The following is an 18,627-nucleotide window of genomic DNA, read 5'->3' as shown; positions in this document are numbered from 1 at the left end:
GAACACGACCGTTAAGCCCTCTAGCGCCGATGGTACTTGGACCGCAGGGTCCTGGGAGAGTAGGACGCCGCCAAGCAATCTAAAGACACACTTGATGATATCGAGTGTGTCTTTTTGTTTTACTATTTTACACTGGCAAACAACTAACTTACAGATGAGACGAAATTAAGATTCTTCACTTATATGAAGACTTTCAATATTATTGATCAGACTATTAATGCTGGTAGGTATATTTCCATCTGTTCGACTTCTGATTCTTAGCTCCTTCAGCAACCTTTCAGTTGAATTTAACGTACGTTTCAGTGGGATAGGGTATAGTGAAGCCAAGTAAAGAGGGGGAAAATCATAATGAATATATCTTCTACATCCAGCTCCACTACATCATACATATCGACATCTTCGAGTTCGGACAATTCAAGTAGCTTGGAGAAACAAAAGACGAAGCTTGAGGCTCAACTGGAGAAAGTGCAATCCAGCAAGGATGATGAGCAAACCAAGGAGACTAAGACCAAACAACTTGAACAGCAGATCAAGCAGATTGAGGCACAGATTGCACAGCAAAGCTCTCAAGGAGCCGGTACAACTGCTACGAAGGAGGCACCACCTGCCCAACCACCATCCAATGGAATGGGCGTAGCTACCCCTAAGGAGATTGCGAACGCAACAACAGATAGTAATGGCCGATTTGATATACGCATCTAATGACATCTGATTTAGGATAAAACAAAGCCCTGAGCGATCTATATTGATCGTGCAGGGCTTTTGTTTATTTTTCTGTTAGATTATTATGAGGTCTACCTACATTCCATCTACGTTCCATTTATTTGCTATCTGTTGCTATTATTATCTGTTAACGTTACTCAAGACTGCAACGCGTGTACTCGATCCGTTAGGGATCGTTTTCTATAGTACAAGGCTATGGTTGCGAGAACCAGCATTTCGGACAGCGGTACGGCAAGCCACACACCCGTGACACCAAAGAATGAAGGCAGGACTGCAATCAACGCAATCATGATGATCATTTCACGCGCAGCTGTAATCCAGATGGCCATTTTGGCATTACCCACAGATTGGAAATAGGTGCTCATGACAAAGTTAACACCCATAAACACATAGGCAAATGTAAATATACGTAATCCGTAAACGGCATTATCCGTTACGCCACTACTGAAGTTTCCAAAGATTTGCACGAAATAAGGTGCACCGATCTGAACAACAACCAGTAATAATAGACCGCATGCCAGAGCTGTTTTAGTGGCTAAACGTATCGTTTGTTGTACCCGTATAATCTGATTGGCACCGTGATAATAGCTGATCAGAGGTTGGGCAGCGGATGCCAGACCCAGGAAAGCCAACAATACAACACCATGAATATAGTTCAACACGGTAAAGGATGCTACACCATCCGTGCCTGCAATGCGGTCCATGGAGATATTGTGAGAGACAGAGAAGACCGACATGCCAAGTTCAGCCAGAAAGCTGGGGAAACCAATGAGCAGCAGGGAAGCCAGCAGTTTGTTGTTCCACTTGAACCGGGTGAACGTGAGATTATTTGTTTTTTTGAAAAAGTGAGTGAACAGAACAAGTAGCGCAAGAGACGCCGATACAATTGTACCGAGGGCCACACCGCGTACACCCCATTCGAGTACATACAATGTTATATAATTGATAATGATATTGGCAACAGCAAACGTAATCTGAGCGTACATGGACGTATTGGGATTCCCATCGTTTCGTACAAAGATAGAGAGTGCATTCTCAATGGTGAAAACAAACCCGAACAATAACATGATATTCATATAGTCTGAAGCAAACGGGAAGGTCTCGGCGTTTGCACCGAGGGAGTATACCAGTTTGTCTTTGAATGTAAATGCAACATATCCAATGGCTACCGTAACTAACATAATGAGCATAATGGATTTGGTGAAAATTTGTTTGGCTGAAGTGATATCTTTTCTACCCATAGCGTTGGAGTACAACGTTGCCCCGCCCATACCAATCCACAGTGACATGGCAACAAAGAGCGTGTAGACAGGTGAGGCAATGCCGATCCCGGCCATGGCGGTAGAACCCAGTTTGTGTCCAACCATAATGCCGTCGATAATAAAATTAAAAGCAACTACCAGCATCCCCAATACAGAAGGCACGAGGTAACTTATAAAAGCTTTACCTACAGATTGCCCTTCCAATGGATGCGTCCAATTCGTATTCATAATGACCTCCGTTAGTAAACTGAATGTTCATTCTGTATTTAATAATACTGAACGTTCGTTCTGTATGATAACACGCCATGAATTCTCTTGGCAACTTTTGCGTTTAAATATCGTTTATGTGATAGAGTAGGTGGATATTTATAAGGCGGGAGGAATCTCTTGATGAAACAAAATAAATACGATGAAGCTGAATTTTTCGACAACTATAGTAAGATGGCTCGTTCCGTTCAAGGGCTGGATGCAGCCGGGGAGTGGTATGAACTGCAGACTCTTTTGCCTGATTTGAAGGACAAGCGTGTGCTGGATTTGGGATGTGGTTTTGGGTGGCACTGCCGGTATGCGCGAGAGCAGCAAGCGAGTTCAGTGATCGGTGTAGATCTGTCTGAAAATATGCTTCAGCGTGCTCGTGAAATGACGGACGACCCGCAGATCCAGTACAAGCAGCTGGCGATTGAAGATATTGATTTTGCACCGGGACAATTCGACATTGTGATTAGTTCACTTGCCTTGCATTATATTGAAAGATTAGACACGGTGTACGCTAAGATCAATGATTGTCTCGTAGAAGGTGGCACATTTGTACTATCTTCCGAACATCCGATCTTCACCGCTCGCGCTGCGCAGGATTGGCATTACGGACCCGAAGGTGAAATCCTGCACTGGCCCGTGGATGATTACCATGATGAAGGGAAACGTGTGGCGAACTTTCTGAATCAGGATGTGGTTAAATATCATCGCACTCTGGCAACACATCTCAATGAACTGATTAAGGCAGGGTTTGCTATTCAAAAGGTGGCTGAATCCAAACCATCACCAGAGATGATCGAACAGGTTCCAGGCATGCGAGACGAAAATCGAAGACCGATGTTTCTGATGATTGCTGCTGTGAAAGTATAACGATGAAAATGATATGATAGACCAGAGGGCAGAAAGAAACTGAGGAAGTGGAGCGTTCGCTTAAAAGCTTTCTGATAGAGATTTCTAACTAAGCAAACTTGAAGGAATCAGCGTGTCCAGCGATGTTGAACATGCTGTTTTTTTATTTTGCTACAATAATAAGAAATAATGTCCAAAACAGGGAACCAAATCACATTAGACTCAGTCATATTAAGTGAGGTGAACAACAGTTGGATGATCAATTACTGGCACAGGCTCAGACCATAGACAATTACACACTTAGTAGCATAATGGATGACTACGGAAATGACGTCTGGAATTACGCTTATTTTCTGACCAAAAGTGCCGAACAGGCAGATGAATTGTCACAGGAGGTATTTATTCGGGCGTATTCGGGGATTGCTCATTATCGTGGAGATTGCTCACTGAAAACCTGGCTGTTGACGATTACTAGGAACACGACTTTTACATATTGAAAATCCAGATTTTTTCGTAACAGTCTGTGGGGAGAGACGTTACCCATTGAGACAGAGCATGGGGGTTCGAACCAAAGAGTCATGATTGCAGAGCAGCCTGCACATCCTTCGGCCGAGATGGAAGTGATGCGTAAGGAGCATATCCATGAAATCTGGGATATTGTTCTGGCGTTGCCAAAGAAGTTTCGGGAGATTCTTTTGCTGAATCTGAAATATGAGCTTACGACGAGTGAGATTGCTGCGATGTTGAAAATCAGCTTAGGCACAGTAAAATCCAGACTATCCCGAGGTAAGGATAAGGTACGGAAACAATGGGAGGAGCGAAGCAAATGAGACACAAGGATGAGCAGTGGGAAAAGGAAATCCGGAAGGGACCGTTTGCTTTGTCTCCTTTTACAGAGGATCACAAGCGAAAGGTGCTTCAACAGGTGGAGTGGATGAAGAAGTCGGAAGAGGAAAGCAAGGGAGATAGGTTAGAGGACAGTTCCAGGTTATCCAGGCCGTTTAGACCGCAAGTGAAAAATGCGTCACACAAGCGTCGCCTTAGAAGAGGGCCTCTTGTTGCCGGCACGGGTGCGTTGGTTATTGCTGCTGGATTGTTCCTATGGATCTGGGATGATGGACAGCTGGTGAGACCCGTGATCGAGCAGGTCTATCCGACAGCAACGTTACAGTTATCCGATGGTTTGAACACAAATCTGCTAACCGACAAAATGAAAAGAAATGTTGCAACTACGATGCGAGATGATCTGGGTAAACAGCTGAAGATTAAGAAAGTGGAAGACCTGCCTGTGTCCGGCAGAATATATGTAGAGGCTGGAAATGAAAGCGAGAAGGAGTATGCGCAGATATGGCTCGATGCGACAACAGGAAATCTGCGTGAAGTACAGATGAGACGAGAGATGCAGCCAAGTGAGCTGGAACACCGTTATCTGCGTCAAGTTCCATCCCTCTTGCAAAGTATAGGCAGCACTCCAACGCTTAAACCTGCATCAGTCCAACGTTTTGTGAGTATGAAGCAAGGGGAGTCGGAGCCAATATCGCATACGACATTAGCGTTAGAGAATGAGACTGGCGATGGTTATGGGGAGATTGTATGGCAGCAGGACAAGGCTGTCTCGATCACAGGTGACCTTAGACCTGATCAAGTATCCCAGGCAGCGCTGACGGATGCCAGAAACGCGATTGAGGCTCTGTCTGGTAAAGCCAATCTTGATCTGGTAAGAGCAAGCCGAAGCAAAGATGATGAACTTGGTAAGGATACAGTCTTTTTTTCCTTTAAAGATAACTACTTTGTACAGATGACCGAAGGAAAAGCGGGCATGGGTTATACGGTTGGGGATGCTAATCACTATGAGCAAGACTTTGCAGACTGGGAAGAAATAGAGGCTTATTATCAGGAACTATATAACATACAGGAGTCTCTTCTTAGAGGAGAAGTAGAACCTATAATTAAAAAAATATTTAAAATGGATCTTCAAGCGTATAAACTTCACCGTAATCCTGACCATCCAGGCATGGTCACATTTGAACTGGAGTCGAGCAAGGATGTTTTTCAGGTTGAATATAGGGAAGATGGACGGATCAAGATGATCACCAGAGGCGAGTTATAGGGCTGATCTTATATGTTACAATTTACTTCATAGATGGAATGTGTATAAGGAGATAACGATGAAATATTTGGTGAGTTCATGTCTGGCAGGGGTAGCTTGCCGTTACAACGGAACAGCGAGTCTGGAAGAGAAGATTCAGGAGCTGGTGGAGCAGGAGCAGGCTAAGATGGTATGTCCGGAGCTGCTTGGCGGATTCTCCACTCCACGGGAAGCGGCTGAAATTATCGGTGGCACGGGCAAGGACGTGCTGGCAGGCACTGCAAAAGTGATCGAGAAAAGCGGCAAGGATGTCACAGAGTTGTATATTAAGGGAGCCTATCAGACGCTCGAATGGGCGCGAGAAATGAATGTATCGTGTGTGGTACTGAAGGAGTTTAGTCCGTCCTGTGGTACAAAGATGATCTATGATGGGAATTTTGCCAATCACAAGGTAACTGGAGAAGGTGTCACCTCAGCATTGCTGCGACAAGAAGGATATACCGTCATTTCTGAAAATGAATGGATGGAGCAACTATAGGTCGAACAGATATCGTTTCATATTCACAGAAAAGCCGCTGGATTATATCCTGGCGGCTTTTCTGTTGTCTCCCATTACTTTTCTCATCAAATGAATAAAGTCGATTTTCCTGAAATGCTAACAAACAATATGGATACATACGATATAGATATAAGATATATAAGGCTATCTACTATTTAAAGTGGGGGAATAATCATGTCAATTCAGTCTAAGCCAAAAAATAAGAAAGGAAATAAACTCAAAAATATGAAATTAACAACAACGATGGTCATCATGACTGTAATTAGTCTAATCGGTTTGTTTACTGTTTTTCTGATTGGGATTTTCGGAATGAACGAAGCAAAAACGGGACAAGGTATCCTCTACAATGACCGCTTCCAGCATCAAACCAATGTTCTTGAATTGAAAAGTAATTTCTATAATATGCGCGCCAATTATACAAAGGTTCTTGATAATGCAGAGTATACCGACAAACAGTACGATCAGGTTCAGAAAGGTAAGAAGAGTATCACGGATGGTTTGAATGAATTTTCAGCAAGAACATTGGATACCAAAGAAAAAGAGATATTTGCAGATTTGGTAGCAAAGATGGATACATATTATCAGGATATTGAGCAAATCATGGATACCAAAAAGATGTCGGGCACCTACGATAGTGATGAGAGAGGAAGAATTAACAAAAGCAGTACAGCGATTGTGGAGACGATCACCCTTTTGAGTGCGCATAACGAAGAAGAGTCAGCCAAGCTCTATGCGGATACACAGGAAGTAATTCAGCAACGAGCATTGGTACTCGGTTCGGTTCTTTTGTTTTCACTTGCAGCACTCATTCTTATTTCATTTGTAGTGATTCGCAGTATACGTCAACGAATGAAAGCTATCACCCGTTATTGTGAAGAAATAACACAAGGCAACTTAACGGCATCCTTAGATCCGCATCTAACACAGGGAAATAATGAGATAAGTGTCATCGCACGAGCTATTCGTACAATGACCGATTCCACAACAAATGTCATTCGTGGTGTAGTTCAGGAATCTCATCATATCAACCAGGTTAGCGATCTTACCAACCAGAACATGGCTGGTCTGAATGAACGAATTCGTGAAGTATCAGCTACAGTTGAAGAGCTCTCGGCTGCAATGGAAGAGGCTTCAGCCCATACGGAAAATATGAATCATTCGGCTGCGGAGATGCAACAGGGAGCTGAATATATATCGGAACAGACATCTAAACAAGCAGAGTCCGCCTATGTGACCAGCACGAAGGCTGAAAAGTTGAAGCAGGAAGCCCGCGAATCGAGCCGAGCAGCCATAGACATGTATGATCATACGAGTAAGAAGATGTCAGAAGCGCTGGAACGTGCAACAGCTGTAGATCAGATTGGTATATTATCTCAATCCATTTTGGATGTTACGGCGCAGACTAATCTGCTTGCACTCAATGCATCCATTGAAGCTGCAAGGGCTGGAGAAGCAGGTAGAGGTTTTGCGGTTGTTGCAAGCGAGATTCGAAAGTTGGCTGATGATTCCAGACAGGCTGCCGATCAAATTCAGCAGGTCACGGAAGAAGTTATGCAGTCTGTGACCAATCTGTCCTCGAATGCTAAAGAGTTGCTATCCTTTATGTTCAATCAGGTTGGCAAAGATTATAAATTATTGGAGGATACAGCTGAACAGTATTATGTCGATTCTCTTGATCATGCCAATGCAGTTAAAGATCTCAATGCAACCTCACAACAAGTGACTGCAAATATCAAAATACTAGTGGGCTCCATTCACGAAATTGCATCAGCCAGTGAACAATCAGCCGCATCCAGTCAGGAAATTGCAGGACATATGGTTGCCTCTGCTGCGCAATCTGTGGAAGTAGTTAAACAATCTGATCAAGTCAAGGATAGTGCATTAAATTTGAATAAGCTGGTTCAAGATTTCAAGATTTAAAAGGAAAAAGAGTCATAGATAATCCACTAGGGCCATGTATGCCCAGTGGATTATTGCTGTCTTTCATCCAATACTTACTTTTATAAACCAAGAAACAATAATGTGCGTACTTTTAATTTATACATATAGAACCTAAAATAATACTTGAGATGAAACCACTTAAACATTATTGTTCAACATAAAAAAAGTTATAAAAAGGACGTGGAGCTCCATGGAAGTTACAGCAAAGTCAAAGACAAAGGAAGACATCTTAAAGGCGTATCATTTCCGGCATGCAACAAAGATATTTGATGATACCCGCAAAATCTCGGATGAGGATTTCCAATTTATATTGGAAACAGGCAGATTATCTCCAAGTTCCATTGGCCTTGAACCGTGGAAGTTTCTGATTGTACAAAATCCAAACCTGCGTAAGCGTCTGTCCGAAGTCTCTTCCGGCGCTCAAAAGCAATTGGCTACAGCAAGCCATTTTGTTGTTATTTTGGCCCGATCAGATGCCAGTTATAATTCTCCCTATGCGGAGTACATGTTGAAGGAAACAAAGGGAATGCCTAATAACGTATTTGAGCTAACAAGTGAGGCTTATGGAAAGTTTCAAAATAACCAGAAAATTCTGGATAATCCACGATCATTATTTGACTGGGCATCTAAACAGACTTATATTGCACTTGGCAACATGATGACGGCGGCAGCTCAGATCGAGATTGATTCTTGTCCAATCGAAGGTTTCAGCCGTGAGGGCGTCCACCGTATTATGGAAGAAGAGGGCTTGCTGGAAAATGGCGCATGGGGCGTCTCCATGATGGCAGCCTTCGGTTATCGGGCAGAGGAGCCCCAGCGTGAGAAGTCCCGACAATCCGTTGAGAAAATCACGCAATGGATTAACTGAATTCAGCATGAATCCAACATGAATTCAAAAAACGATTAGCTAAGATCTAACATTATAGATCAGGATCAAAGTAGAATCGAAACAGCCCGATATTTTCCACATGTTAGCAGGATGGAAAATATCGGGCTGTTTTTCTTTTTTATAAAAAGAACTTGAAATTACATAGATGTCTATGTATAATGAGGTCATGCCTAAATACAACGCAATTGCACTGATTGCAAGAATCAGAGACCATGTCAACAAACGGATTGTACACGAATTGGAACAGCATGAGGTAACAGGGATTGTTCCTTCTCATGGAGATGTATTGATGTTCTTGTACCGGGAAGAGACGCTGTCGATCAAGATGTTGGCTGAACGTGTTCAACGCACGCAACCAACGGTAACGGTACTGGTCAACAAGCTGGAGAAGCTTGGCTATGTTGAACGCAGCAAGAGTGCCGAAGATAGCCGAGTGACGATGATTCGCCTAACCGAACAGGGGAAGCGACTCGAACCGATCTTCCATCAGGTATCAGAGCAGATTAATGACATCATCTATAGTGGTTTGTCCAACGAACAGTCGGAGCAATTGGAGAGCTTGCTATCCATTATTGTCCGAAAGTTATAATGAATGAACTCTTCTGTCTGCAACCCTTCCAGATTTGACTGGGGTGGAGGCAGAGGAGCCCAAATATTTTTTACCCATATACATAGATATCTATGTATATGGGAGCGTATCAATGTAACCCCATTTTCGCAACCTAACTTAAACCAAACCTGGAGGGATTCACACTATGAAACATCTTATCGTATATGCTCACCCGCACACAGACAGCTTGAATAACGCAATCCTCAATACTGCTGTAGAAGCTCTCAAAGCTCAAGGCCATGAAGTAGTCGTTCGTGACTTGTACAAACTTGGATTCCAACCCGTACTGACTGAAGCTGACACAGCTTCCATGCGTGCAGGACAGACACCACAGGATATCGCAACAGAGCAACAGTTTGTTACAGATGCAGAAATTATCACATTCATCTATCCGATCTGGTGGACAGGTCTTCCTGCCATTATGAAAGGATATGTTGACCGTGTATTCGCTAATGGTTTTGCATATGCAGCGGGTGAAGCGGGAATCGAGAAATTGCTGACAGGCAAAAAAGGACTCATCATCAACACACATGGTACACCAAGTGAAATTTATGATCAGATTGGCATGACTGCTGGACTGAAATTAACTTCAGACGTAGGTATCTTCGATTTTGTAGGTATTGAAGCCGTAGATCATCTGCTCTTCGGTAGTATTGGATACCTGGATGCACCCGCATATCAAGCCATGTTGGATCAGGTTAAACAGACGATTACAACCAATTTCTAATATGGATGTTGAATCCAGATGAGGATTCCATATAATACCAGACCGACTCGATCATGAGTCGGTTTGTTTGTTCATGTGTTTGCAAAATGGATGAAAGGGGGTATAATCGTACCCATGGAACCTATACTTATATTTAAAGCATTATCGAACGAGACACGTAGACAAATCCTGTTGTGGCTCAAAAACCCGGAGCAACACTTCCCACCGCTGGAACTATCTCAGCATCCGGATGGTGGCAAGAACGGAATCTGTGTTGGCACGATTCAACTGAAGGCTGGACTGGCTCAGTCGGTTATATCCAGTTATCTGCTGACTATGCTCAAGGCAGGGTTGCTGCTCTCCGAGCGCAGAGGACAATGGACGTATTATCGGCGCAACGAGGAGACGATCCGTCAGTTTGCCGAGTACGTACAGAACGAGTTATAAGCCGGATGCCGGAACGGAAGCTAGGATGCATATGCAGGCAGGGATTCCGTCCGGATGTAAACGGCTAGTTTATGAACACATCACCATATCCAGTTGTGATTTAATTAATCTATATATCTGGATATACAAAAATATAATCATCGAGGAGATTAAACGATAATGACTACAGAAAATACGGCTTCATCCCATAAAGAACATATTAATGACGTTAAGCTTTCCATCCTGGATCTGGCTCCCGTCGTTGTGGGTGCAACACCTGCTGATGCTTTGCGCAACAGTCTCGATCTGGCACAGCATGCAGAGCGTTGGGGATATCACCGTTACTGGGTAGCTGAACATCACAACATGCCGGGTATTGCTTCTTCCGCAACTTCGGTTGTTATTGGATATCTGGCTGGTGGAACCAAAACGATTCGTCTGGGTTCAGGAGGCATCATGTTGCCTAACCATGCACCGCTTGTCATCGCTGAGCAGTTTGGTACTCTGGAATCCTTGTATCCTGGCAGAATTGATCTGGGACTGGGTCGCGCACCAGGTAGTGACCGCCGTACATCGCTTGCACTACGCAAAGATCTGAACAGTGGGGAAGATTTCCCTGAACTTTTGGCAGAACTTAGAGCATACTTTGATGCTTCGGCGACGTCTTATCATGCACCTGTTCGCGCAGTTCCTGGAGAAGGGTTGAATATTCCAATTTACCTCTTGGGGTCCAGTGATTTCAGTGCACGTCTGGCAGGTCAGCTGGGATTGCCGTTTGCTTTTGCCAGCCACTTCTCGCCCGATTACACCCGGATTGCATTAGAGACGTATCGAAACAACTTCCAACCATCTGAAAGCTTGAAGGAGCCACATGTGATTGTTGGTGTCAATGCTGTTGTTGCGGATACAGACGAGGAAGCAGCATGGCTGGGTACAACGATGCAACAGCAGTTCCTGAACATTATTCGCGGCACAACGGGATTAGTACAGCCTCCGGCAGAGATGGAAGGCAAATGGACGGATCGTGAGAAAGCTGGTGTTGAGCAGACGCTGAAGGCAGCTGTTAATGGTTCACCAGAAACCGTACGTGGACAGTTGGAATCTTTCATTCGGCAGACGCAGGCAGATGAGCTGATTATTACGTCGATGATCTATGATCATAAGGCACGTCTGCATTCCTATGAGTTAATCGCACAATTAGCGGGGAAAGCTTAATCTTCATTTTTCAGCGTAAAAGCTGGATTAATAGTAGGGTATAGTTACAAATTTACGGTTCGTCTCCCAGTGAGGCGAGCCGTTTTTGAATAGGGAGAATTTGCAAATGATTCGTGTGGGGCAGAAGACTCATTTTGGGGTAAAATGACTTTACCGGTTTAATTTGAAACGGTTAAACAGCACCATACGTATAAATCCAGAGTGTTATACATATGTTGGCTTGTACAAGGTATTTTTTTCGTGTGTGGGCATTTATTTAGCTTTATAGTTTAGTTTTGATTAAGGGTCATAAGAGAGGACGACACGCCTATGGAGCAACCTGAGCAACCCCGCGTTTGGCCGGAGCGGTTCAAACGATTTTTTCTTAACAACAAATTTGTCCTATTTCTACTGATTCTGCTGTTGGTGGGACTGAACGTGATGGTTCTGACCAAAGTATCCTTTGTTCTTCATCCGCTCGCAGTACTCATCAAAACCATTGTCCTACCTATTATTCTGTCAGGCATACTCTATTATCTGCTTAATCCGATTGTGGATGTGATGGAAAGGTGGAAAATCAAGCGCGGCTGGTCCATTCTGATCCTGTATCTTGCGATTGGAGGCATTCTGACCGTCGTAGTGCTGGCAGTCATTCCGGTTGTGCGTAACCAGATTGTGGGGCTGATTGAAAATTTCCCAACCTACAGTGAGACGGTAAAACAGCAGTTTGAGGAGCTTACGGGCAGTAAATTGTTCGGTCAGTTCCAGGAAACGGTGAATCTGAATTCGCAGGACTGGTGGGGAACAATCTCCCAAAAGGCTACTGAAATTCTGAACTCGACCTGGACCAAATTGGGCGGATTCCTCGGAGCTTTCACTGAGACCGTGCTGTCTATCGTAACGGTTCCATTCATTCTGTTCTATCTGCTGAAAGACGGCAAGAAGCTGCCAGCGAAAATTCTGTCTTTCCTGCCGATCAAGAGCCGTACGGGCGCAATGCATGTGCTGGAAGACATCAATCACCAGATCAGTTCATTCATTCGTGGACAGATTATCGTCAGCTTCTGCATCGGTATTCTGCTCTACATCGGTTATATGGTCATTGGTCTGGATTATGCATTGATTCTTGCAATTATCGCATCGTTCACAAGTGTTGTTCCGTATCTGGGACCTGCAATTGCGATTACACCAGCATTGATCGTGGCACTCGTCACTTCTCCGGTGATGCTGCTGAAAATGGTTGCCGTATGGACGATCGTACAGTTAATTGAAGGTAAATTCATCTCACCACAGATCATGGGTAAAACGCTGAAAATCCATCCTATCACGATTATCTTTGTCATTCTGACTTCGGGTAATCTGTTTGGAGTCGTGGGCATTCTGCTCGCTGTTCCAGGATACGCGGTGCTCAAAGTATGTGTATCACATATCTTCAACTGGTTTAAGGACAGATCGGGCCTGTACGACCCGAACAAGAACAATCTTTTATAACCGAAGTGGCAAGCTCCAAGAGATAGTTAATCAGAAGATTTAGTCACTTTGTATCCTGTATAAAACGGTACCCTTACCAAGAAGAACCCCCGTCCATCGGCATACAGCCGAGAGGCGGGGGTTCTTCTGCATGAACAAGCTTGGCTGCTGCCTAGCTGTGTTTGATATGCTGGAGCGTTTGCAGGAAAATCTGCTCAATATGAGCATCATCCAGAGAGTAGTACACCGTCTTACCTTCCTTGCGCCGCTTGACGATCCGCATGTTACGGAGTGAACGCAGCTGGTGTGAAATGGCCGACTGTCCCATGTCGAGCAGAACCGTCAGGTCATGAACACATAATTCCTTCTGTAACAGCGCATCAATAATACGTAGACGTGTGGGGTCGCTGAATGCCTTGAACCAATCTGCCATCTCGGAAGAGGTCTCCCGATCTATGAGTGAAGTACGAATCGTCTGCACGTCGGCTTCAGTACCTGAGCAGGCTGCATCACATTCACTTGGTGCTTTAACCGGTTGTTCCATTTCCTATCACCGCCTATGTTAACAACTATAGCTCTATTATATCCAAAACCCGCCTAAAGCGAAATGATTACTATTAGCATAATCTGTATGAAAAATCAACAACGATTGTTGACACTCATGTTTAGGCGTGCATATAATAGGGGTAACCAAACATATGAATGAGTGCTCATATATTGAATACAATTGAAATATAACATCGTTTTTGTACTGCAAAGGGGAGAATTCACATGGGAACCGGACAGGAACAGGTGAAAAGGGAACTGCTACTTGATGGATTGGATTGTGCGAACTGCGCATTAAAGATCGAGAATGGCGTCAAAAAAATTAAGGGCATTAACGAATGCTCTGTCAATTTTGTTACCAAAACATTATCGCTACACACCACTTCCGACATGGATGAACAGGTAGTGGAAGAAGCAAAGCGCAAAGTGCTTCGGCTGGAGCCGCATATTCGCATTTCGGAAAAAGGAAAACACGTGAACGGACATGTGCACACCCATACAGGGAGTGCAGCTGGTGCGCATAACCACAGTCATGACCATGTCGGACATAATCATGGACACTCACATAACAAACACTCGCATACTCAAGATCATGGACATTCGCAGGGCCACGCACATGGTCATGTGCATGAGCACGGAGGTCATGCTGGACATGATCACATCCATACCCATGATGATACCCATGCAGGCCACTCGCATGAACATGGTGCAGGACAGACAAAAGTGTTGCTTGCTCGTCTTGCTGCAGGTTCTGTGCTGCTCGCAGCTGCAATCTGGTCGCCGCTGGAGGGCTGGGCACAGTTTACTCTATATGCGCTTGCTTATCTGATTGCCGGGGGAGATATCGTGCTCCAGGCATCCAAAAACATCATCCGCGGTCAGGTGTTCGATGAATACTTCCTGATGTCCGTCGCTACCTTGGGTGCTTTTGCCATTGGAGAGTATCCGGAAGGGGTAGCGGTTATGCTGTTCTATCAGCTCGGGGAGCTGTTTCAGGGCATGGCGGTTAATCGGTCACGTAAGTCGATTCAGTCACTGATGGACATTCGCCCGGACTATGCGAATATCCTGACGGGTTCGGGTGAAGAGACCCGACGGGTTTCTCCAGAAGACGTACGGATTGGTGATCGAATTGTAGTGAAAGCGGGCGAGCGAGTACCGCTGGACGGTATCGTAAGAATTGGGCGTTCCATGGTGGACACTTCTGCTCTGACAGGGGAATCGGTACCTCGTGAGCTGGAGCCCGGAAGTGATGTACTGAGTGGATTTGTGAACAAAAATGGTATGTTGACGATTGAAGTTACCAAAACGTTTGGTGAATCAACGGTATCCAAGATTTTGGACCTGGTGCAGAACGCGAGCAGTCGGAAAGCGAAAACAGAACATTTTATTAGTAAATTTGCTCGTTATTACACACCGGTTGTTGTTATCCTTGCAGCCGTGATTGCATTTGTTCCGCCGTTGATACTTAGTGGTGCAACATTTGCCGATTGGATCTATCGTGCATTGGTCTTCCTGGTTATATCATGTCCTTGTGCGCTGGTGGTCTCTATTCCACTTGGATTCTTTGGTGGTATCGGAGCAGCTTCACGTAACGGGATTCTTGTCAAAGGCAGTAACTACCTTGAAGCGTTGAACGATGTGAAAGTTGTTGTTTTTGATAAAACGGGTACACTAACCAAAGGTGTATTCAAAGTAACAGCCATTCATCCCGAAGGTGGACGCACGGAAGAAGAACTGATGGAGCTTGCAGCTATTGCCGAAGCCAATTCTAATCATCCGATTGCCGAATCCATTCGCGCAGCTTGGGCCAAAGCCATTCCCACGCAAGGTGTGGAAGGTTATGACGAAGTTGCCGGACATGGGATTAAGGTGAGCGTCGATGGTCGGGAAGTGCTGGCAGGCAACGCCAAATTAATGAAGCAGGCGGGTATATCCTATACCACCCCGGAGACAGCCGGAACGATAGTCCACGTGGCTGAAGCTGGCACGTATGTTGGTCATCTGATCATTGCCGATGAAGTGAAGGATGACGCAGCCGCAGCCATTCAGGCGCTGAAGAAACTCGGCATTCGCAAAACGGTCATGCTGACAGGTGATGCCAAAGCCGTAGGTGAAGCGGTAGGACGTGAGCTGGGTGTGGATGAGGTCTACGCTGAATTGTTGCCACAGGATAAAGTCGAGCGGCTGGAGCAACTGGAAGCTGCCAAATCTCCGAAGGAAAAAATGGTGTTTGTCGGTGACGGCATCAACGATACACCTGTGCTGGCACGCGCCGATGTGGGCGTGGCCATGGGTGGACTTGGTTCAGATGCCGCGATTGAAGCGGCTGATGTGGTCATCATGACAGATGAACCGTCGAAACTAGCGAGTGCAATCCGCATTGCTAAGCGTACACGAATGATTGTATGGCAAAATATCGCGTTTGCTCTGGGGGTTAAAGCGATCTTCCTGTTACTCGGTGTGTTTGGCATAGCTACCATGTGGGAAGCGGTATTCTCTGATGTCGGTGTTACGGTGCTGGCTGTCCTGAACGCCATGCGTGTACTTCGTGTGAAGAATATCTAAGTTTACGAAACGATCCAGGCGGCTCTTCGTATATACGTAGAGCCGTTTTTATATTTTTATGTAGATAAGTCTAACCAGACATTTACACGAGAACGGAGAGGACAGAGATGACCTGAAGAAGCGAAGCTACCATCGCAGGTTATTCTGTCATCGGAGTGTCAGTGTGAGCAGGTCTATGGAAGACAACAGTGAAGGGGAGAACGTTTTGACAGGAGCAGTATTAGGGATCATCATTGGAGTGTGTTATTTCATTCTGGGGTTGATGGTGTTCAAAAAACCACCGAAAATGATTAACGGAATATATGGTTATCGGACCCCGCGTGCAATGAGTAATCCCGAGTTATGGGACGAAGCGCAAAGTTATAGCGCCAATCTGATGATGCAATTTGGTGTGATTATCACGATATTCGGCATTATCGGTCTCTGGCTTACAGATGTACGAGCTTTGGTTCTGAGTCTGGTTGCTACAGGATTCTATACGTTTAGATTGTTTACCAGAGTTGAAGGCCGGTTGAAGCAAATGCAGCGTGCTCAACAGCAACAGAATGAGCAGAACGTTTAAGGTAAAGTGAATGAATAGTGTACAGAGGAAGACCTGCGTGTGAAGCGGGTCTTTTTTGTATGTACCAATCACGGCGACTAGTTAAGTGGTGAAAGTCCGCTGTTGGGGGAGTTAAGAACCCATAGGCAAAGAGCAAGGGTATCCATCGCGAGGTGGTATCCGTCGATGAAAGTTTCTAAAACAGTAGGAAGCACAGCTAAACTTCGGAAAGGAGGGATTAACGCAAAAGAAGAGTGCGGAACGCGAAGGATATGGTGGAACGTGCAGTCATGTAAAGATAACCGAAACGGACAGCACCAACGTAAAGATTCATAGGAAAGGCTGCTTGAGAAAATGTTAAAGCAAACACGGCGGAATTCTGTTTGAAGCGTAGAAATACCCAGTCCAAAAATGAAATTTGTACAGCCTAATTTTCAGTCCTTATGCGAATGAACGCTAATCTAACTTGGCTAACCATGAAGAGGAAGAGAGTAGGGCTTATTAATAATATAAAGTTCCCATTAGTAATATTATCTCAATCAAATAATAATCAAACAGGATTGCATAAAGTATTGTTTATACAAAAAAGAATTTATTGTATTATTTAGTATTTTTTTATATATAATTTATGTTATTTTGTATTATGTGGATATATAATACATATTAGAAAGGAGCTGATTTATATGGCGGGATGTCCATCAGGTTGGACTTATACTAGTCAATGTAACGATCAATGGTCTTGTAACCTTAATCAAGTGTGCAGCACCGTACCAGTATTAGAATATACTTGGTACAGACACGAGTATCACAGATGCAGAAATAACAAAACAGGAGCAACTGACTGCTATTGGGCAGATAGTCATTATTCACAATGTTGCTAACGTGAATTAAACTAGTAGGGCTTATGCTCCTACTAGTTTTTTTGCTATTTCAACTAAAAACTCTATTAATCCATATTTTTAGGATGTAGAAGTCCCTCTTCATCAGAACTACCCAGCCAACTTGCAATAAGATCTTGGGCGTATTCTAAATCTTCAGAATCAATGTCATAATACCAAGTCGTTCCTCTCATTTTCCCATTACCTTGAAGCATATAATTTTCAAAGTTAGGAGAGGAATCCTTTAAGTAAACAGTTTCTGCTAAGTTCAGAATAAAATCAGAGTCCATATTAGTTGTGAAATTAGAACCAGCAATATCTATTAATTCTGGAATTTTAGAAATGTTTTTCAATTCCAAAGCTTTATCCATCAAAGCGCTGATAAAAATACGTTGACGTTCGGTACGTTTAAAATCAGAATCTTCACGGTAACGGACATAGGCTAAAGCATCTTGACCATAATAAATTGGCTTATGGGGTTCTATTCTTAATTTTTCATGAATAGGATTTTTGTTTTCAATTAATTCAGTTATCGGTAATTTAACTCCACCTATTGCATCAACAATGTCTTTCATCCCATTGAAATTTACAGCAGCATAGTAATTTACTTTATTTTTCAGAAGATTCTCCACGGTATCTATGGTCATTTTTGCTCCACCATGGGCATATGCAGAGTTTATTTTGGATGTTACATCTCTTCCGATAATATCGGTGTAAGTATCCCTAGGAATGGAGAGTAGTAGTATTTTATCCTCTTTAGGCCGTATTACAGAGTATATTATTGTATCTGACCGACTAGGTTCACCTTCACGTTGGTCGATACCAAGCAACAGTAAGGAAAAAGGTTCGCTCACTTCTACTTTAGGACTTTTGCTTTCATATCCCACGGGTTTGTATGATTTATCTAGCGTTTTTTTAACATCTTTCTTTAACACTGTATTAAACCCAAATACAGATAATTCTTTTCTAAATAAATAGGTTGAACCAGCGAGAAGAATAAGTGCTGTAAGAGTCAGTATAGCCCATTTTTTTTTATTAAATTTTTTATGTTTTTTTTGTTTCCTGGATACCATCAATTATGCCACTCCTTTAATAATGAATACAAATGGAAAGCGGGCTCT

General features: G+C 43.9%; 18 protein-coding genes and 1 rRNA gene. 16 read left to right on the top strand and 3 right to left on the bottom strand.

Annotated elements, in window-relative coordinates; genetic code table 11:
* Both rrf and C170_RS22440 read left to right on the top strand, forming a co-directional pair.
* Positions 1-76 (top strand): 5S ribosomal RNA (gene rrf / locus C170_RS31685); the annotation flags it as partial.
* 272 nt (positions 77-348) lie between these two features.
* Positions 349-702: a FlxA-like family protein gene (locus C170_RS22440; protein ID WP_036614240.1), complete on the top strand. Its 354-nt coding sequence runs from the start codon at positions 349-351 to the stop codon at positions 700-702.
* A gap of 158 nt (positions 703-860) precedes the next feature.
* Here the strand turns inward: C170_RS22440 and C170_RS22435 are convergent, their stop codons facing one another.
* On the bottom strand, positions 861-2,213 hold the full coding sequence (locus tag C170_RS22435) for an MATE family efflux transporter (protein WP_036614239.1): 1,353 nt from the start codon (positions 2,211-2,213) through the stop codon (positions 861-863).
* Between the two features lie 162 nt (positions 2,214-2,375).
* On the opposite strand from C170_RS22435, the gene C170_RS22430 reads away from it, so the two are divergent.
* From C170_RS22430 to C170_RS22380, 12 genes are all read left to right on the top strand, one after another.
* Positions 2,376-3,110, top strand: a complete 735-nt coding sequence (locus C170_RS22430; protein ID WP_036614235.1) for a class I SAM-dependent methyltransferase — start codon at positions 2,376-2,378, stop codon at positions 3,108-3,110.
* Positions 3,111-3,340: 230 nt separating this feature from the next.
* Positions 3,341-3,586 carry an RNA polymerase sigma factor gene (locus tag C170_RS31590; protein ID WP_305955709.1) on the top strand — a complete coding sequence of 82 codons (246 nt, stop codon included), beginning with the start codon at positions 3,341-3,343 and terminating at the stop codon, positions 3,584-3,586.
* A gap of 81 nt (positions 3,587-3,667) precedes the next feature.
* The gene (locus C170_RS31585; RefSeq protein WP_305955708.1) at positions 3,668-3,919 is read left to right on the top strand and encodes an RNA polymerase sigma factor; all 252 of its coding nucleotides are present in this window, start codon (positions 3,668-3,670) and stop codon (positions 3,917-3,919) included.
* Positions 3,916-5,199 (top strand): hypothetical protein, encoded by a 1,284-nt coding sequence (locus C170_RS22420; RefSeq protein WP_036614232.1) that lies wholly within the window; start codon positions 3,916-3,918, stop codon positions 5,197-5,199. The genes C170_RS31585 and C170_RS22420 overlap by 4 nt, the downstream gene beginning before the upstream one ends.
* A 58-nt stretch (positions 5,200-5,257) precedes the next feature.
* The gene (locus tag C170_RS22415) at positions 5,258-5,716 is read left to right on the top strand and encodes a DUF523 domain-containing protein (RefSeq protein ID WP_036614230.1); all 459 of its coding nucleotides are present in this window, start codon (positions 5,258-5,260) and stop codon (positions 5,714-5,716) included.
* Between the two features lie 195 nt (positions 5,717-5,911).
* A complete protein-coding gene (locus C170_RS22410) occupies positions 5,912-7,657 on the top strand; it encodes a methyl-accepting chemotaxis protein (protein WP_036614227.1) in 1,746 nt (581 codons plus the stop codon).
* Between the two features lie 211 nt (positions 7,658-7,868).
* Positions 7,869-8,546 carry an NAD(P)H-dependent oxidoreductase gene (locus tag C170_RS22405; protein ID WP_036614223.1) on the top strand — a complete coding sequence of 226 codons (678 nt, stop codon included), beginning with the start codon at positions 7,869-7,871 and terminating at the stop codon, positions 8,544-8,546.
* 187 nt (positions 8,547-8,733) lie between these two features.
* The gene (locus tag C170_RS22400; protein WP_036614220.1) at positions 8,734-9,156 is read left to right on the top strand and encodes a MarR family winged helix-turn-helix transcriptional regulator; all 423 of its coding nucleotides are present in this window, start codon (positions 8,734-8,736) and stop codon (positions 9,154-9,156) included.
* Between the two features lie 166 nt (positions 9,157-9,322).
* Positions 9,323-9,904: an NAD(P)H-dependent oxidoreductase gene (locus C170_RS22395; RefSeq protein WP_036614218.1), complete on the top strand. Its 582-nt coding sequence runs from the start codon at positions 9,323-9,325 to the stop codon at positions 9,902-9,904.
* 114 nt (positions 9,905-10,018) lie between these two features.
* Positions 10,019-10,330 carry an ArsR/SmtB family transcription factor gene (locus tag C170_RS22390; protein ID WP_017690814.1) on the top strand — a complete coding sequence of 104 codons (312 nt, stop codon included), beginning with the start codon at positions 10,019-10,021 and terminating at the stop codon, positions 10,328-10,330.
* A 159-nt stretch (positions 10,331-10,489) separates the two neighbouring features.
* A complete protein-coding gene (locus C170_RS22385; RefSeq protein ID WP_017690813.1) occupies positions 10,490-11,524 on the top strand; it encodes an LLM class flavin-dependent oxidoreductase in 1,035 nt (344 codons plus the stop codon).
* A 309-nt stretch (positions 11,525-11,833) separates the two neighbouring features.
* On the top strand, positions 11,834-12,994 hold the full coding sequence (locus tag C170_RS22380; RefSeq protein WP_036614215.1) for an AI-2E family transporter: 1,161 nt from the start codon (positions 11,834-11,836) through the stop codon (positions 12,992-12,994).
* A 151-nt stretch (positions 12,995-13,145) separates the two neighbouring features.
* On the opposite strand, the gene C170_RS22375 is transcribed toward C170_RS22380, so the two are convergent.
* Positions 13,146-13,517, bottom strand: coding sequence for an ArsR/SmtB family transcription factor (locus tag C170_RS22375; protein WP_036614212.1), 372 nt, complete (start codon positions 13,515-13,517; stop codon positions 13,146-13,148).
* Positions 13,518-13,744: 227 nt separating this feature from the next.
* On the opposite strand from C170_RS22375, the gene C170_RS22370 reads away from it, so the two are divergent.
* Together C170_RS22370 and C170_RS22365 are read left to right on the top strand one after the other, a co-directional pair.
* Positions 13,745-16,087, top strand: a complete 2,343-nt coding sequence (locus C170_RS22370) for a heavy metal translocating P-type ATPase (protein ID WP_036614209.1) — start codon at positions 13,745-13,747, stop codon at positions 16,085-16,087.
* A 163-nt stretch (positions 16,088-16,250) separates the two neighbouring features.
* The gene (locus C170_RS22365) at positions 16,251-16,649 is read left to right on the top strand and encodes an SdpI family protein (protein ID WP_155985121.1); all 399 of its coding nucleotides are present in this window, start codon (positions 16,251-16,253) and stop codon (positions 16,647-16,649) included.
* Between the two features lie 925 nt (positions 16,650-17,574).
* On the opposite strand, the gene C170_RS22360 is transcribed toward C170_RS22365, so the two are convergent.
* Positions 17,575-18,579 (bottom strand): LCP family protein, encoded by a 1,005-nt coding sequence (locus C170_RS22360; RefSeq protein WP_036614202.1) that lies wholly within the window; start codon positions 18,577-18,579, stop codon positions 17,575-17,577.
* Positions 18,580-18,627 lie beyond the last annotated feature (48 nt).

It is taken from the genome of Paenibacillus sp. FSL H7-689 (genome assembly GCF_000517905.1).
Lineage (GTDB): Bacteria > Bacillota > Bacilli > Paenibacillales > Paenibacillaceae > Paenibacillus > Paenibacillus amylolyticus.
Note: the sequence above shows the minus strand (reverse complement) of the source record. Positions and strands in the feature narration are given on the sequence as shown.

Coding starts and splice junctions, on each gene's coding strand:
- C170_RS22440 (WP_036614240.1), top strand. CDS start 349: ATGAATATATCTTCTACATCCAGCTCCACTACATCATACATATCGACA.
- C170_RS22435 (WP_036614239.1), bottom strand. CDS start 2,213: ATGAATACGAATTGGACGCATCCATTGGAAGGGCAATCTGTAGGTAAA.
- C170_RS22430 (WP_036614235.1), top strand. CDS start 2,376: ATGAAACAAAATAAATACGATGAAGCTGAATTTTTCGACAACTATAGT.
- C170_RS31585 (WP_305955708.1), top strand. CDS start 3,668: ATGATTGCAGAGCAGCCTGCACATCCTTCGGCCGAGATGGAAGTGATG.
- C170_RS22420 (WP_036614232.1), top strand. CDS start 3,916: ATGAGACACAAGGATGAGCAGTGGGAAAAGGAAATCCGGAAGGGACCG.
- C170_RS22415 (WP_036614230.1), top strand. CDS start 5,258: ATGAAATATTTGGTGAGTTCATGTCTGGCAGGGGTAGCTTGCCGTTAC.
- C170_RS22410 (WP_036614227.1), top strand. CDS start 5,912: ATGTCAATTCAGTCTAAGCCAAAAAATAAGAAAGGAAATAAACTCAAA.
- C170_RS22405 (WP_036614223.1), top strand. CDS start 7,869: ATGGAAGTTACAGCAAAGTCAAAGACAAAGGAAGACATCTTAAAGGCG.
- C170_RS22400 (WP_036614220.1), top strand. CDS start 8,734: ATGCCTAAATACAACGCAATTGCACTGATTGCAAGAATCAGAGACCAT.
- C170_RS22395 (WP_036614218.1), top strand. CDS start 9,323: ATGAAACATCTTATCGTATATGCTCACCCGCACACAGACAGCTTGAAT.
- C170_RS22390 (WP_017690814.1), top strand. CDS start 10,019: ATGGAACCTATACTTATATTTAAAGCATTATCGAACGAGACACGTAGA.
- C170_RS22385 (WP_017690813.1), top strand. CDS start 10,490: ATGACTACAGAAAATACGGCTTCATCCCATAAAGAACATATTAATGAC.
- C170_RS22380 (WP_036614215.1), top strand. CDS start 11,834: ATGGAGCAACCTGAGCAACCCCGCGTTTGGCCGGAGCGGTTCAAACGA.
- C170_RS22375 (WP_036614212.1), bottom strand. CDS start 13,517: ATGGAACAACCGGTTAAAGCACCAAGTGAATGTGATGCAGCCTGCTCA.
- C170_RS22370 (WP_036614209.1), top strand. CDS start 13,745: ATGGGAACCGGACAGGAACAGGTGAAAAGGGAACTGCTACTTGATGGA.
- C170_RS22360 (WP_036614202.1), bottom strand. CDS start 18,579: ATGGTATCCAGGAAACAAAAAAAACATAAAAAATTTAATAAAAAAAAA.